The 16,513-nt window shown below is 34.5% G+C and carries 16 protein-coding genes; 13 read left to right on the forward strand and 3 right to left on the reverse strand.

Features of this window, described 5'->3' with window-relative positions:
• The 8 genes from IRY55_RS13185 to IRY55_RS13220 all read left to right on the forward strand — a co-directional run.
• Positions 1-990: MFS transporter (locus IRY55_RS13185; protein ID WP_194563802.1), on the forward strand; the 990-nt coding region annotated here is incomplete at its 5' end.
• Between the two features lie 518 nt (positions 991-1,508).
• Positions 1,509-2,777: a MobV family relaxase gene (gene mobV / locus IRY55_RS13190; protein WP_194563803.1), complete on the forward strand. Its 1,269-nt coding sequence runs from the start codon at positions 1,509-1,511 to the stop codon at positions 2,775-2,777.
• A gap of 102 nt (positions 2,778-2,879) precedes the next feature.
• Positions 2,880-3,374 (forward strand): DfrD/DfrG/DfrK family trimethoprim-resistant dihydrofolate reductase, encoded by a 495-nt coding sequence (dfr, locus tag IRY55_RS13195; RefSeq protein ID WP_040036932.1) that lies wholly within the window; start codon positions 2,880-2,882, stop codon positions 3,372-3,374.
• Between the two features lie 490 nt (positions 3,375-3,864).
• Positions 3,865-4,422, forward strand: a complete 558-nt coding sequence (locus IRY55_RS13200) for a protein rep (protein ID WP_456238891.1) — start codon at positions 3,865-3,867, stop codon at positions 4,420-4,422.
• A 102-nt stretch (positions 4,423-4,524) separates the two neighbouring features.
• Positions 4,525-5,379: an aminoglycoside 6-adenylyltransferase gene (ant(6), locus tag IRY55_RS13205; RefSeq protein ID WP_194563804.1), complete on the forward strand. Its 855-nt coding sequence runs from the start codon at positions 4,525-4,527 to the stop codon at positions 5,377-5,379.
• 546 nt (positions 5,380-5,925) lie between these two features.
• Entirely contained in the window at positions 5,926-6,846 is a 921-nt protein-coding gene (gene aph(2'')-IIIa, locus IRY55_RS13210; protein ID WP_194563805.1) for an aminoglycoside O-phosphotransferase APH(2'')-IIIa, read from the forward strand.
• 166 nt (positions 6,847-7,012) lie between these two features.
• Positions 7,013-7,582: an Abi family protein gene (locus IRY55_RS13215; RefSeq protein WP_194563806.1), complete on the forward strand. Its 570-nt coding sequence runs from the start codon at positions 7,013-7,015 to the stop codon at positions 7,580-7,582.
• 163 nt (positions 7,583-7,745) lie between these two features.
• Entirely contained in the window at positions 7,746-8,300 is a 555-nt protein-coding gene (locus tag IRY55_RS13220; RefSeq protein WP_194563807.1) for a tyrosine-type recombinase/integrase, read from the forward strand.
• Between the two features lie 632 nt (positions 8,301-8,932).
• Here IRY55_RS13220 and IRY55_RS13225 read toward each other — a convergent pair.
• The gene (locus IRY55_RS13225) at positions 8,933-9,337 is read right to left on the reverse strand and encodes a hypothetical protein (protein ID WP_194563808.1); all 405 of its coding nucleotides are present in this window, start codon (positions 9,335-9,337) and stop codon (positions 8,933-8,935) included.
• Positions 9,330-10,139 carry a ParA family protein gene (locus IRY55_RS13230; protein ID WP_194563809.1) on the reverse strand — a complete coding sequence of 270 codons (810 nt, stop codon included), beginning with the start codon at positions 10,137-10,139 and terminating at the stop codon, positions 9,330-9,332. Before IRY55_RS13230 ends, IRY55_RS13225 begins: the two co-directional genes overlap by 8 nt.
• A 504-nt stretch (positions 10,140-10,643) precedes the next feature.
• On the opposite strand from IRY55_RS13230, the gene IRY55_RS13600 reads away from it, so the two are divergent.
• From IRY55_RS13600 to IRY55_RS13245, 3 genes are all read left to right on the forward strand, one after another.
• A complete protein-coding gene (locus tag IRY55_RS13600; RefSeq protein WP_194563810.1) occupies positions 10,644-12,158 on the forward strand; it encodes a primase C-terminal domain-containing protein in 1,515 nt (504 codons plus the stop codon).
• A 166-nt stretch (positions 12,159-12,324) separates the two neighbouring features.
• Positions 12,325-12,678 (forward strand): hypothetical protein, encoded by a 354-nt coding sequence (locus IRY55_RS13240; RefSeq protein ID WP_194563811.1) that lies wholly within the window; start codon positions 12,325-12,327, stop codon positions 12,676-12,678.
• A 473-nt stretch (positions 12,679-13,151) separates the two neighbouring features.
• Positions 13,152-14,273: a hypothetical protein gene (locus tag IRY55_RS13245; protein ID WP_194563812.1), complete on the forward strand. Its 1,122-nt coding sequence runs from the start codon at positions 13,152-13,154 to the stop codon at positions 14,271-14,273.
• A gap of 273 nt (positions 14,274-14,546) precedes the next feature.
• Here the strand turns inward: IRY55_RS13245 and lnu(G) are convergent, their stop codons facing one another.
• Positions 14,547-15,350 (reverse strand): lincosamide nucleotidyltransferase Lnu(G), encoded by an 804-nt coding sequence (gene lnu(G) / locus IRY55_RS13250; RefSeq protein WP_153863849.1) that lies wholly within the window; start codon positions 15,348-15,350, stop codon positions 14,547-14,549.
• 674 nt (positions 15,351-16,024) lie between these two features.
• On the opposite strand from lnu(G), the gene IRY55_RS13640 reads away from it, so the two are divergent.
• Together IRY55_RS13640 and IRY55_RS13265 are read left to right on the forward strand one after the other, a co-directional pair.
• Positions 16,025-16,087, forward strand: coding sequence for a tetracycline resistance efflux system leader peptide (locus tag IRY55_RS13640; RefSeq protein ID WP_012779615.1), 63 nt, complete (start codon positions 16,025-16,027; stop codon positions 16,085-16,087).
• Positions 16,088-16,120: 33 nt separating this feature from the next.
• Positions 16,121-16,513, forward strand: a 393-nt coding sequence (locus IRY55_RS13265; RefSeq protein WP_194563814.1) for an MFS transporter, incomplete at its 3' end; no start/stop codon positions are given.

The raw sequence follows: 16,513 nt of genomic DNA on the forward strand, positions 1-16,513 counted from the left end.
ATTCCAAAGGAAAATAGGGGTAAAGCATTTGGTCTTATTGGATCGATAGTAGCCATGGGAGAAGGAGTCGGTCCAGCGATTGGTGGAATGATAGCCCATTATATTCATTGGTCCTATCTTCTACTCATTCCTATGATAACAATTATCACTGTTCCGTTTCTTATGAAATTATTAAAGAAAGAAGTAAGGATAAAAGGTCATTTTGATATCAAAGGAATTATACTAATGTCTGTAGGCATTGTATTTTTTATGTTGTTTACAACATCATATAGCATTTCTTTTCTTATCGTTAGCGTGCTGTCATTCCTGATATTTGTAAAACATATCAGGAAAGTAACAGATCCTTTTGTTGATCCCGGATTAGGGAAAAATATACCTTTTATGATTGGAGTTCTTTGTGGGGGAATTATATTTGGAACAGTAGCAGGGTTTGTCTCTATGGTTCCTTATATGATGAAAGATGTTCACCAGCTAAGTACTGCCGAAATCGGAAGTGTAATTATTTTCCCTGGAACAATGAGTGTCATTATTTTCGGCTACATTGGTGGGATACTTGTTGATAGAAGAGGTCCTTTATACGTGTTAAACATCGGAGTTACATTTCTTTCTGTTAGCTTTTTAACTGCTGCCTTTTTTTTAGAAGTAACACCATGGTTACTGACAATTATATTAGTTTTTGTTTTTGGTGGGCTGTCATTCACCAAAACAGTTATATCTACAATTGTTTCAAGTAGTTTGAAACAAAAGGAAGCTGGTGCCGGAATGAGTTTGCTTAATTTTACCAGTTTTTTATCAGAGGGAATAGGTATTGCAATTGTTGGTGGTTTATTATCTGTACGCTTACTGAATCAGAAGTTGCTACCTATGGACCTTGATCAATCCACTTATTTGTATAGTAATATGCTATTCCTTTTTACAGGAGTCGTTGTTACTAGTTGGCTGATCACCTTGAATGTATATAAACGAAGACAAATTCAATTTAAAAGTTGAATACCAGAGATAAATTAAATGACTTCTAGCTTTCTTAAGCAATCGGGCGCGATTGTTGAAGATCAGAAAATTTTTAAGAGGTGGCAAATTTGCCACCTCTTTTTATTTTCTTCGGCTAAAAGTGAAACTTTCTGCAGAAGAAAATACGTGGCAATTGTCAACGGTAAATCGGACTGAACGAAGCGCAGCGAAGTGAGGGAGAATTTAAGGAGTTGACAATTTTGCTACACCCGAACCCTCTTGGCACTGAAACAAACCCCACGTTTGTTTCTGCCTACCGGCGAGGGAGCCCCCTCAAAAAGTGAGGGGGTTGGGGGAGCTTTTTGAAAGGGGTCAAGGGAGAATTTCTCCCTTGTGGGTTTGGGCAAGGCCCAAGGTTTTTCATTCGCTCAAGCGAATGATCGGCGGTAGCCGAAGCAGCCTCGCAGAGCACACCTTTACGAATGTAAAGTATAGTGTGCTATACTTTACATGGAAGTACGAGCCGGAATCGTCCCCGAAATGGAGCTGATATTTTTATGAGTTATGCTGTCGTTCGAATGGCAAAAATGAAATCGCATGACCTTAAAGGCATGCAGTTTCACAACCAAAGAGAACGGGAGAGCAAAACGAATCCCGATATTGATGAAGAGCGATCCCATGAAAATTATGATTTAGCGAATGAGGAAAATATTGATTATAACGAACGAGTGAATGAGATTATTGAATCGCAGAAAACAAGCACCAGGAAAACAAGAAAAGACGCGGTGCTTGTCAATGAATTATTGATTACCTCGGATAGAGAATTTTTTGACGGGCTAGATCCAGATGAACAAAAACGATTTTTTGAAGAAAGTTATAGCTTGCTATCAGAACGTTATGGCAAGCAAAATATCGCCTATGCTGTTGTTCACAATGACGAAAAGACCCCGCACATGCATATGGGGGTTGTTCCTATGCGTGATGGTCGTCTGCAAGGTAAAAATGTGTTTAACCGTCAAGAATTGCTTTGGCTACAAGATAATTTTCCAAAACACATGAAGGAGCAAGGTTTTGAGTTAGAGCGTGGCGAAAAAGGTTCTACCAGAGAACATTTAGAAACACGTGATTTTAAAAAGAAAATGCTAGAAAAAGAAATTGATTCTCTTGAGGAAAATCTTGCTGTGAAGAAAAGTGAGCTATCTGCACTTACTGAAAAAGTACCTGATGAAATTAAAGTGCCTGCAAAACGACAAATGAAGCGTGTAGAAGTGCCGACAGGTGAAAAAAGTATCTTCGGTAGGGAAAAGATGAAAACGGAGAGACAACCCACTAAAAACGTGATTTTATCTGAAGATAATTATAAAAAACTGACAAGCGCAGCAGAAGATGGGCAACGCTTAAAAGGACATGTAAATAATCTTTTGAGTACGGACTTTGCACAAGAAAATAAGCGTTTAAGAAATAAAAATAAAAAATTAGAAGTGACAAATAAAAGTTTGACCTCGGAAAATGCTGAACTGAAGATGGATAACAATAGGCTACGGAGCAAAATAAGCAGTTTGACGAATGAATTGGAAAACGTCTATCAAACTACTAAAGACTTTCTAAAAGAGCGTACAAACGGTTTACAGGCTTTTAAAGAGGTTTTAGGTAGTTGGGTTGGTAGAATCAAAGAAAAGCTCCCTAAAAGCGAAATTGGACGTTTACATGAGCGTTCAGAAGCGAAGGAGAAAACTTTTGATATGAATCGTGTGAAGGAATTGAATAAAGAAGCGAAAAAGGAGAAGTCGGTTCAGAAAAAGAAGGATATGGATCTGGAGCTGTAATATAAAAAGCTTCTTCAACTAACGGGCAGGATAGTGTAACAAGGAATTTCAATAGAAATAAGAAATTACATGGTAAAATTGGTAAAAAAGGCTGTGTTATAAATGAAAGTTTCTTTAATTGTTGCGATGGACAAGAATAGAGTTATTGGTAAAGAGAATGACATTCCATGGAGAATTCCGAAGGATTGGGAGTTTGTTAAAAATACCACAATTGGACAACCAATCATATTGGGTAGAAAAAACCTTGAATCAATAGGAAGGGCTTTACCTTACAGAAGAAATATTGTTTTAACGAGAGATAAGAATTATAACTTTGAGGGTTGTGAAATTGTCCATTCAGTCGAAGATGTATTTAAGATTTGTAATAATGAAAAAGAGATTTTTATTTTCGGGGGAGAACAAATTTATAAAATGTTCTTACCTTACGTCGAAAAGATGTATATTACAAAAATTCATCATGAATTCGAAGGGGATACGTTTTTTCCAGAAGTGAATTTCAATGAATGGGATGAAGTATCCGTTGAAAAAGGTATTAAGGATGAAAAAAATCCTTATAACTACTATTTTCATGTTTATGAAAGAAAATTGTTAAGCTAACGGGTGCTTTAGTTGAAGAATAAAAGACCACATTAAAAAATGTGGTCTTTTGTGTTTTTTTAAAGGATTTGAGCGTAGCGAAAAATCCTTTTCTTTCTTATCTTGATACTTATAGAAACAACAAGTTTTTTTAATCGGGGGGTGATATCAGCCTTGAACCCTTGATACCATTGGTTTTTCAGTCTCAAAAAACGGTTGAAAATGGTTGCACAGAAAAAACCCCTATGTTATTGTTTAAGTTACCACACAAAAACAAAATTTACATAGGGGGTTTCTGTATCTAATATGTGTAATAATCATAGCATTACTTCAAAAGAAAAATCAAGTATATTAGTGGATCGGACGAAAAGTGGGAAGATCAGACCTTGGAAAGAAAAAAAGATAGCTAACGTTGGTTATTTTGAGTTGCTGCATATACTAGAATTTAAAAAAGCTGAACGTGTGAAAGATTGTGCTGTTGTTTTAGAATATAAAGAAAGTCGTGAGACAGGTGAACGGAAATTATACAAAGTGTGGTTTTGTAAATCCAGGCTTTGTCCAATGTGCAACGGAAGTGACAATAAATAATAAAGATAATTCTTATAATCAGCACATGCATGTATTGGTATGTGTGGAACCAACTTATTTTAAGAATACAGAAAACTACGTGAATCAAAAACAATGGATTCAATTTTGGAAAAAGGCAATGAAATTAGACTATGATCCAAATGTAAAAGTTCAAATGATTCGACCGAAAAATAAATATAAATCGGATATACAATCGGCAATTGACGAAACTGCAAAATATCCTGTAAAGGATACGGATTTTATGACCGATGATGAAGAAAAGAATTTGAAACGTTTGTCTGATTTGGAGGAAGGTTTACACCGTAAAAGGTTAATCTCCTATGGTGGTTTGTTAAAAGAAATACATAAAAAATTAAACCTTGATGACACAGAAGAAGGCGATTTGATTCATACAGATGATGACGAAAAAGCCGATGAAGATGGATTTTCTATTATTGCAATGTGGAATTGGGAACGGAAAAATTATTTTATTAAAGAGTAGTTCAACAAACGGGCCATTTTGTGGAATAACTTATTGCGGAATAATGTGGGTTTGAAATAATTGGTTAAGCTAAAGGGAAAACGTTTAAAAGGGGGACTTTATATGCGTGAAGAAAATGAGATGATGAACCTTTTTAAAAATATTGTTATGAATGATGATACCATCAGATTATCAATTCTTGAGGGGTCCAGAACAAATACGAATATTCCCAAAGATGATTTCCAGGATTATGATATTTCTTTTTTTGTAACAAATATGGAATCTTATAAGAAAGATGATCTTTGGCTTGAAGTATTTGGTGACTTGATTTTTATGCAAAAACCAGAAGATATGGAGCTATACCCATCAGAATTAGGGAATTGGTTTAGTTATATCATGTATTTTAATGATGGCATTAAGATTGATTTAACTTTAATACCTCTAAATGAACTTGACGATTATTTATCTAATTCAGATGGTTTAATGGAAATATTGATTGATAAAGATAATCGAATCAATAAAAAAATTGATCCAAGTGACAAAAAATATTGGATTAAAAAACCATCTGAGCAAGAATTTGATGATTGCTGTAATGAGTTTTGGAATGTATCAGCCTATGTAGCAAAAGGCTTACTTAGAAAAGAGCTTTTCTTTGCATTGGATCATTTCAATCAAATTCTTCGCCCTGAACTTTTACGAATGATGTCATGGGAAGTTGGTATAAGAGAAGGATTTAATTTTAGTATAGGGAAGAACTACAAATTTATTAATAATTATCTTCCTAAAGCCGAGTTAGAAAAACTGATTAACACCTATTCGCAATCCGGTTATATAGAGTCTTGGGAATCCTTTAAGTTATGTTGTGAATTATTTAGAGCCTACTCCAAGGAAGTTGCTTCTTCACTAGGTTATAAATACCCCATGTATGATGAGAAAATGACGAATTTCACTCGAAATATTTATAGTAATTTTATCTGACAAACACTTTTTATTAAGCTATCGGGCGCGATTGCTGAATAAAAGATACGAGAGACCTCTCTTGTATCTTTTTTATTTTGAGTGGTTTTGTCCGTTACACTAGAAAACCGAAAGACAATAAAAATTTTATTCTTGCTGAGTCTGGCTTTCGGTAAGCTAGACAAAACGGACAAAATAAAAATTGGCAAGGGTTTAAAGGTGGAGATTTTTTGAGTGATCTTCTCAAAAAATACTACCTGTCCCTTGCTGATTTTTAAACGAGCACGAGAGCAAAACCCCCCTTTGCTGAGGTGGCAGAAGTCAGTTTTTTTGTTTCTTTTCTTTTTTGTAGAATAAGTATAGTTTTGGAACAAACAGTAGCACCCACGATTGTCAAAGGTTATTATATGATAAAGTGTAAATGCTGAATTGCGGAATCTGATCCATGGATTGAAATAATAAATAGCCAATGATCGTTCTTTCAACTTTATTCAGCAATCGGGCCATATTGTAGAGTAAGACTTATTAAACTAAGCAGGAGAGCTGCATAATGAGATAGGAGAATAAATGAAACAAAATAAACTTCACTATACCACAATGATAATGACTCAGTTCCCAGATATAAGCATACAATCCGTCGAGTCGCTTGGTGAGGGCTTTAGGAATTACGCGATCCTCGTCAATGGAGATTGGGTTTTTCGTTTTCCCAAGAGTCAACAAGGTGCAGACGAATTGAACAAAGAAATCCAATTGCTACCTCTGTTGGTCGGTTGTGTTAAGGTGAATATTCCACAGTATGTATATATCGGAAAGCAAAGTGATGGAAATCCCTTCGTGGGCTACCGTAAAGTCCAAGGCCAAATCTTGGGTGAAGACGGGATGGCCGTTTTTCCCGATGATGCAAAAGATCGACTGGCGCTGCAACTTGCTGAGTTCATGAATGAGCTAAGCGCATTTCCTGTTGAAACTGCCATATCAGCCGGGGTTCCTGTTACAAACCTGAAAAATAAAATTCTCTTGCTATCGGAAGCTGTGGAGGATCAGGTGTTCCCTCTTCTTGATGAGTCTTTAAGGGACTATCTCACGCTGCGCTTCCAATCCTATATGACTCATCCGGTATATACACGATATACGCCGAGACTAATTCACGGCGATTTGTCACCTGATCATTTTTTGACGAATTTGAATTCACGTCAGACCCCATTAACAGGCATTATCGATTTTGGTGATGCCGCAATAAGTGATCCCGATTATGATTATGTATACCTTTTGGAAGATTGCGGCGAGCTGTTTACTCGGCAAGTGATGGCTTATAGAGGCGAGGTTGACTTGGATACTCTCATCAGAAAAGTCTCCTTGTTCGTAACGTTCGATCAAGTCAGTTACCTGTTAGAAGGCTTAAGGGCAAGGGATCAGGACTGGATTTCTGAAGGGTTAGAGCTTTTGGAAGAGGATAAGGCCAACAATTTTGGTGCGAACAGTGCTTAATGATTCCTTTCAGATAATATTAGGAGAGGAAATCGCTATCTTCCACAAACGGGCGCGATTGTGGAAGACCAAAAGCCTAATTTCCCCTTCAATTTAGCAGGGATTAGGCTTTTTTATCTTTCAAAATCCTTAGCGTAGGAAAAATCGGCTTTCTTTATGTCGAATTTTGCTTAGCGTATGTTTTCCGCTTTTTGTTGGTAGTACCCCTAATGTAAAAACTTACACTAAAAAATCTCACACTAATAATGTTTCTTCAGATAAGTTTACAAAAGAGGACATTAAAGAAATTAAAAATTACCATTCAGATAAACCTCTTCCGATCTGGGTAGTTATTGAACAATTAACTTTTGGAGAAGTGACTCAAATTCTTCGTTTTTTAAATAAGAATGAATTAAGAAAAATATTTAAAAGTATTGGGGAAATTGATTATTCTCCAATCAAAGTTCCAGCAGCTTTAAATGGAGTAAGGTATGTAAGGAATCTTTGTTCACATAATGAAAAGTTGATCAATAGAACATTTAAATATAGTATGCCAGAAAGTACAGAACCTTCATTAAATAATAGAGTAGGTCTGATAAAGTATTTACTTTTTATAAAAAAAATTGTGAAGAAGTATGATCCAAGTAATTGGAGAGGCTTTTGTGAAGATTTAGATAGCCTAATAATGAATAGTAAGTACATAAGCGAGAAAGATTTACTGTTTAAATCAGGATATATAGAAGAATATTTAAAGTAGAGTTTTTATAAAATTTAAGATGAAAAGAATTACAAGTACGGTATTGGTTAGAACCGTACATCAAGAATCGCTCAACCGAGCGGTTCTTTTTTTGTTGCCGAAAAACATGTACGGTTTCTGTTAAAATAAAAGGAAACTTTACATGAAAAAGGAGCGTTTTTTGATGAAACCGAGAGAAAATGTGCAGCCGTTACGATCGGCCGAAGAAATTCAGCAATTTCGCCAAGCCTTACAAATGAGCCGCACGGCAGAAAGAGATTTGTTGATGTTTGATATGGGCATCAATACAGGGCTTCGCATTAGTGATCTGTTGCCATTGAAGGTAGGCGATGTGCGAGGGAAAACATCAGTCACCATTCGAGAAAAGAAAACAGGCAAGAAACGAACGGTCTTTTTACATATGATCATGCCGGAAATTGCGACGTATACGGAAGGAAAAGAGGAAGAAGCGTATTTATTCGCTTCACAACGGACAGGACAGCCGATTTCAACGACACAGGCCTATCGAGTCTTTCAGAAGGCAGCTGATTTACTTGGGAGAGAAGATGTTGGGACCAATTCCTTGCGGAAAACTTTTGGATATCATTATTATCAGCAAACGAAAGATATTGCGACGTTGATGGTGATTTTTAATCATGCTTCACAGAATGTGACGAAACGATATATTGGAATCGAAGAAGAAGAAATGGCAATGAGCTTGAAGTATTTCAAGTTATAAAAGTAAGGGGGTAGCCATCCGATCTGTTAAGAAAAAAGAGTGAAACGGCAACTTTTAGTCGGTCTATTGAATAGAGGATAGAACAAAGTAGAAGGACGAGGGCGGCGTATTAAAGCCACTGAAAAGAAAATAGGTGTATTGGCAGGTCATATGATAAAAACTGCTGTAAAAGGCGATTGAGAAGCCTTGAATGATATGGCCATAAAAGAAGCAGAAGAGTATGTTTTTGAAATGAAGAACCAATTCATTATGATGATCAGGGTATGTGAAAGAGTCTTATAAATGATGATTCTACATTGAACGCACAAGAAAGTTTCAATGTAGAATCCATGTAATCTCTAGGAGCTATTGTTTAAAACCGCAAGGGTATCGTCTATTTTCATGGATCTATCCCATGTATGTTCAATGATAATACAATGAATTGATAAGATAAGTTCCATGTAATTGTATGGATAGATCATAGATTGAACTTACAAGACACTCTCAATGTAGCTGCGTTATCTATTCCATGTAAACTTCATGTAATACCTCGTATTTATTGCTTAAAACCGCAAAGATATCGTGTGTTTTGGTGTTTTAAGAGTAACTTCATTGAACAGAGCAGCTTAATAAATAACTGAGAAATTATGATGCTATGAAGATATATCTGTGTTTTTTCTCAAGATAAATTCAAACTGTCTTTGCTGTCTTTCAGAAAGTTCGTTTTGAATATAACTATCAAGTAACTCTCCAATGATTTTGTAGATAACACTCTCATTTATAAAAGATCCTAATAATTGAATTTCATCTAAAACTTCTTTAGTAATTTTGATACTTTTACCATTTTCTTTTGTCAGTGGTGACCGGTTAGAAAGATTGGCAGCCGAAACATGAAATTGCTTCTGTCCAGAGCTTTCTTTTTTGTGTAATAAAGGAGAGTTACGTTGAATAGAATAACCAAAATCATCATCTTGGATTTTTTTGATAGGGACAGATGGTTTCAAGGTAGTATTTTTAACTTTTTTCTTAATAAGTCCATTAATTTTTTGTTTACTCATTGTACTTTCCCTCCTTTTCAAATAATTTCAATTTGGTAAGTAACTCATCAACAACATCTATAAATAGATTGTGAGCATTACGATCATGATGATCATTGCTTTTTATACCAGTTACATCCCATGATTTTAGTCGTTCTAAATGTTTAACGACTGTCTTAAAAACATTTTGTTTGCCAAAGACATCTTTAGCTTGCTCTAAGATAGAAATATCCACTCTTCCTCCAGGGCGAAGCAAGACAGGAAGAACACCGACTACTTGTAAATCAGCATCATAATTATCAACCATAAATTGTAGATATTTAACGTAAGTCTCTGCACCTTCTAGTGACAACTCTTGAGCTTGTAAAATAATCAGTACATAATCAGAAGCCATCATAGCATTATCAGAGTAGTCACTAAGAGTAGGTGGGACATCTATGAAAATATAATCGTAATCGTTTTTGATAGGTTGTAATAACGTTTTCAAGTATGTAATTTGTTCATACTCGTTATCGAAGTTTGAATATAGGAATTTGGGAAGGTTTTTAAAGGAAACTTGTGCAGGAATAAAGTGTAAAAATTCATTGTCTTTAACAATAGAATCTGTAAGATCGCCTTTTTGAAAACCGTCAAAAATACTTTTGTTTAACTCTTCAATACCTAAAGATCGAGCAATCAATGTACTAGCATTACCTTGAGGGTCTAAATCTACAAGTAGAACCTTTTTTTTAAATTTAAAAGCAAGTTCCCAACTGGACATCACAGCTACTTTTGTTTTTCCGACACCGCCTTTGAAATTACCTACGACAATAGTTATTCCCATTATAAGATACCTCTCTTTTTTAAATGATTTTTATTATTTTTAACAATAACAAAAATTACTACTTTTGTTAAGTGGTAATTTTCGAAAAATCCTTAAATTTATTTTGGTTGTAAAGGTTGTTCTAAAGCCAACAAAATGAAAATTACTACTTTTGATAAGTAGTAATTAATCAAAATTACTACTTATCAAAAGTAGTAATTTGTTAAATGCTTTATAAAACGCGTAGCTATAGGGTTTACATTTGTTTTGAAATATGGTCTACTAAAATAGAAATAAGAAACCACTCTTTAAAGAAAGAGTGGTTTCTCGAATATCTTTGTTGGCTGGTAACCTGCAAAGATTACATGTTCAAAGTTAGTTGGTGCTAACTTGTATAGAACATAAAAAATATATACATATTTCATTATACGTAATCATTAATTTATTTCAATAGATTAGGTCAGTTTTTTTATAGGCAGGTTACCTTTCACATAGATGTTCGCTCATTAAAAAGGGGTGGACACAGTGACGATATTAAAAGAAATTAAACTTAAGGAAGTTCTGAAGTTAATAATGCATAATGGACTTACTGCATATCGAATTAAAAATTCTAACGCTACTTTTTATGAACGTAATCAAGCTCAAAAGCATGAAATACGTGATAAAAAAGGTGGCGTATTTATCGTTCGTTCTAAAGAGGATTTCACTTCTTCTGGAGTGAGAGGATACATAGCTACATCTCATGAAGCTCTCATCGATGCTGCAGATCACGTGACTCACTTTACTCCTAATGTATATCGGAAATATCAGTATACCGACTCAAACCGTCGTTATGTACATGGTTTTGAAGAAAAAAATCTTCAACAAGTAAATGTTTTTGTAGTAGATATTGATACTAAAAGACATAGTGTGAATGAGATTCTTATGTCTTGTTTAGATGAATCAATTGGAATACCAACGATGATTTTAGAGTCTGATCGAGGTTATCAAGTCTACTTTGCACTAAAGTCACCAATATACATATCTAATAAAAATGAATATCGTAGTTTGAAAGTGGCCAAGAGAATTTCAAACAATATTAAGCGTAGTTTACGATCAGTTGACGCAGACTTACTCTGTAATGATTTTGGCTTTTTTCGTATGCCTAATCAAAAGAATATTGTGTTCTATCAACCAGAATATATTTATTCAGTTGCTGAACTCATTGCTTGGTCACAACGTCAGGACGACAATTTGAATAGATCTTTATTTACGATACATGTAAGTCGTAATCAAAATAAATTAACCGATTCACAGTGGTTTCAAGCTCTACTACATACGAAAAGTGTTCGAGGTGCTAAAGGTAAGATTGGTCGAAATAATGTCATGTTTACTTTAGCTTTAGCTTGTTATAGTGATGGGTTATCAGAAAGAGAAACCTATGATTTATTGGATGTATATAATTCATCTTTAAATGTTTCGATTCCACATGGAGAAGTTCAATCGATTATTAAATCTGCCTATTCTGGAAAGTATCAAGGGCCAAAATCGGAATATATTAAAGAGCTGCTAGAGATACATGTACCAAAGAGTAAATCTATACCGGTTACTGTGGGAGCGTTAGGGTGGTATAAACATAAAAAAGAGCGTGCTGATCGAGTACGTAGTCATTTACACGAATGGGAAGAAGATATTGTCTCCTACATTAAAAAGCGGATAAATCAAGAAAATCCATTCCTACATCTGACACAGAAACAGATGTGTGAAGTAATTGGAATACCACAAAGTACGTTAAATAAGTTATTAAAAGAATCATCAAAGCTGCTTCGCTTTGTAATAGGTAAAGGAAGATCTGCAAAGACTCGTTGGACAACGGTCGAAATTATGATGCAACATCTTATACAACAAAATAAAACATCATCTGAAGCGTTTAAAAAACAGCTGGATAGTTACTTAGAAGAAGTCACTGTTAGAAAAAAAACACCAGCACTTAAACGTTTATTTAGCTATGCCTTAAAATTACTAGATGTTTTTATACAAAAAAACACAAAACCAGGATGATCTTCATTGAAAATAAACGCTCCACTCTGCCTTACATATTTCTATTCTCCTTTTTTATTTACGTGGCCTAAGTACTGTTTTGAGTACATATCTATTTTTTTAGGAATATATATTTTTTCACGTGAATACAATAAAGCGATAAATAAAAATGGAGGGGTTATTATTGTTGAATATTGTTAAAAAGGAGCTTTATGAAAATTATTATAGATATGTTGAGGGAATGAGCCAACAGACAAGTTCATTAGCAGCAGGAAGATATTTTTTAAAGTGGTTAGATTATGTGGAATCGTCAGAGGATGTTTTTTTTGTAAGGAGTATTGTCGATTATACATTCATGGTTTTGAGTGATTTATATGATAAAGAAGGTATCGATTTAACTGGTGATTTGAATTTCCAATTGGATCAAGAACAAAAGAAACAATTTCAAGAGTTGAAAAAGATGTTAAAGAAATTAGTTTTATTGGAGAGAGATACTATGCGAGGATCTAAAAATATATTTGATGAAAGTATAATTGAATAGTCTATATGAAGATATAAAAATAGAAAGGAGTATTAGTAAGGCCTCTTAGATTCAATGTAGAAAAGAGATTTCGGAAAAGATGATGTTTTATACTTATATTGTGAAAAGTGCTGTAATTAGATTGTAATAGTGTTTTTAAAAGCAAAGTGAATTGAGAAGAAGTAATGCAGTAGGATTAGAAGTAAGTAGATTCAACAAAACAAATTGATTCCAACCAACAAGATGCGAAAACCTCGTGTAGAGACACGAACAAAAAATTGTACATTGCAGAGAAGCTGCAATGGGGGTAAGCGATATATTGTTGATGGACTCAATTCGCTTCATGCAATTTGTTTCAAGAAAAATATGCGTATACATATAAAATAGCGTCTGATGAGTGAGAGGGTTATGCCGATTGGTAACAAGCGGCATAATCCTTTAAGGTTTTCATGTTTTGAACTTAGATTTTTTAAATTATTACGGAGAGTGAGGGGATGAAAAAGAAATTATCACGATCGGCCAAGAGAAAATTGGCTCGTCAAAAACAATATAAGAGAGAGCAGATCGAGAAGTTTGGGAATGATAATGCAAAATACACAGCTAAAAATTTAATTCGTCAATCGAGTAGAATTGGTTTTTCTAAGAAAGAAATGAAGAGTAAAAATCCAGACCATTTTGGTATTCATAGCAAAGCTACTTATAAAAAGACGATGGGAGAAGTCGGAAGATTCGCTCAATTTGTTAAAGAAGAGTTTGGGATCAATCGATTAAATCAGTTTCGTCAGGAACACGCTGAAGCGTATTTAGATGCAAAAGAGCAGCAAGGATTGACGAAAGGCTCTTTGCAAAATGTCGAAACTGCTTTGATTCATTTGTCGAAAGCAATGGAACGCGATGAGAAGTTCGGAGAACTTCCGCCGTTAATGGCGGATCAACGTCGATATACGAGTTTATCAGCTCATCAAGAAATTGAACGTAAACCACGTGCTTACCAAGCAGAGGAAGCAAAAGAAATTATTCAAAGACTCGAAGAAAAAGGGCAAGACACAGCAGCATCGGCTGCATATTTGTCGATGGTGTCGGGTTTACGAGCAGAAGAAGTATGTAGAATCGAACGAAGACATTTTGAGCGACATGAAGATCACTATAAAATTCGTATTGCACGAGATGATCCGAGTTATGTGACGAAAGGTAATCGTTATCGAGAAGTTCGAATTGATGCAGAGCATACTTCACGATTAGATGATTTACTAGGGAGATTAGACGAGCGTGAGCGAGTAATTCCACTTGAAAGTTTACAATTGGCGAAAATGGTCGCTGCGGTGAAGCAAGAATATGATATTGCAAGGCCGATCATGGCGATGCATGGCTTTCGCCATTTATTTGCGAGAACGAGATTTCAAGATGAGATTAATCATTCATCCGATCATTTAGATGTGATGAATCGTATTCTAGATAATTTATTTGAGGGGAAACGAGCAGATGCAGGTTTTTCGACTGTAGAAAAAGAAATATACGAAGAAACGAAAGCAGCGATGGATCGAGTTCATGACGAATTAGGCCATGGGCAAAATCGTTTTGATTTGGCCATGCGTTATTTGGATTTGAAATACTAAATATCTATTTTAAGAAGGTTTCTAAGTGCTATTTCAAGAAGGATATTCAGATCCTAGAAAAATGCTCTGAATAGTTGATATATAAGGGTTTTTAAATAAAAAACAATAGAAAAAGGTTGTATTTGGCATTTAATTCATGTATGAAATGGCAGTATATTTTCTGTATAAAAGGACCTTAAATATACTGCCTATGTATAAAAAGGTGCATATTTAAGGTCCGTTGAACATGGAGCTTATTCAATTAAAGCACCCGATAGCACAATAAGTTTTTTTCTATTCATTCATATAATGTAACAGTTTTTCGAAAAATTCATTGCTAACGGTTAACTGATACTGTTTTTCAACAAGATTTCGAAATTCCATAACGAGAAGCAAAGAGTTCTTATAGGCTTCATATAGTTCTAATTCATTTAATCGGGCAGTAGTCTTTTTAAACTTTTCATAGTTTTCAGGACTAATTTCTTTTTCAAGATTCTTTGTCATATTAAACCAATTATCGGCATTTTCTTCCGCAATTCGAATGAGTTGCAGTATATTTTTTTGTAATTGAGATAAAATTTCCAGTGAACGTGCATATTCCCCTCTTTTAAGAACATTAATCCCCATTAACCATAGGTTGGAAAAATTATTCAATAAAAAATTTACGTTTTCTTCTGTAAGTCTATTTGGTCCCGAACCTTCCAACCCTGATAAATACAATTCTAATTGTCCTGTTTCATCATAAATAAACATTGCTTTTGTGTCAGGAATGTAGCCTGATTCTTTGAATGAAGGAATAATATTCATTTCGCTTTCGGAAAGGAAATGAAATTCACCACGTATTAGATTTTCAAAAATTACTACTTCCGTACCGTACTCATTTTGATAGAGTAAATGGTAGGAAGCGACTTCATTTAGCCATTTTGCTGAATCAAAGGTGGAAATTGTATCATCTTTCAGAAAAACATAATATTCTATATCAGAGTATTGATCTCCCTCTCCTTTTGTAAAAGACCCATACATCATACAAGCAGATATTCGTTCATCTGACTGGACAAGTTCCTTAACCCTTGCCATTAGTTCTTTTTGTTTTAACAATTCGATTCCTTCTTTCTTTATTTTGATTCTGGGAGAATAATAAAAAATCCTCCCATATAATGTTGGAAGGATTAGTCATGTCACTCTTTACGATACTCAAATAAAACTAAGTAGCCTTTTTAGCTATTCAGTCTTACATTTATTTAGTATATGAAAAAATGGGCAAACTAATCCTAAGTTTTTAAACTGAAATATACTATTTCAATTGTTAAAAATTAGATTAGTTCTTCATTGTCCACCCATCTCTCCTTTCGATTAATAGTATATTAACACTTCATAGTTCAAAGTACAAGTTGTTGTGAAGAAATACACTTAAACTATCCTGCCCGTTAGTTGAAGAAGCTTTGAGAAGTTTAATGTATAAAAATACCTCAATATACAATAAATCCATGCTCTGATTATACATTAACTCTAATAATTATACTGCCGAAACCTACATTTATTAAATGCCATATACAGCAGAAGATGGCGATTTAATACATACAGATGATGAAGAAAAAGCAGATGAAGATGGCTTTTCTATTATTGCAATGTGGAATTGGGAACGGAAAAATTATTTTATTAAAGAGTAGTTCAACAAACGGGCCATTTAACGGAATAAGTGATGAAAACTGAATTTAAAACTTAGTCTGTATGTGGTAAAATGTTTTAATCAAGTTTAGGAGGAATTAATTATGAAGTGTAATGAATGTAACAGGGTTCAATTAAAAGAGGGAAGCGTATCATTAACCCTATAAACTACGTCTACCCTCATTATTGGAGGGCGAAATGTGAATACGTCTTATTCACAATCAAATTTACGACACAACCAAATTTTAATTTGGCTTTGCGTTCTATCTTTTTTTAGCGTATTAAATGAAATGGTTTTGAACGTCTCATTACCTGATATTGCAAATGATTTTAATAAATCACCGGCGAGTACAAGCTGGGTGAACACAGCCTTTATGTTAACCTTTTCCATTGGAACAGCTGTATATGGAAAGCTATCTGATCAATTAGGCATCAAAAGGTTACTCCTATTTGGAATTATAATAAATTGTTTCGGGTCGGTAATTGGGTTTGTTGGCCATTCTTTCTTTTCCTTACTTATTATGGCTCGTTTTATTCAAGGGGCTGGTGCAGCTGCATTTCCAGCACTCGTAATGGTTGTAGTTGCGCGCTAT

Origin of the sequence: Savagea serpentis, assembly GCF_015351395.1 — a bacterium.
GTDB lineage: Bacteria > Bacillota > Bacilli > Bacillales_A > Planococcaceae > Savagea > Savagea serpentis.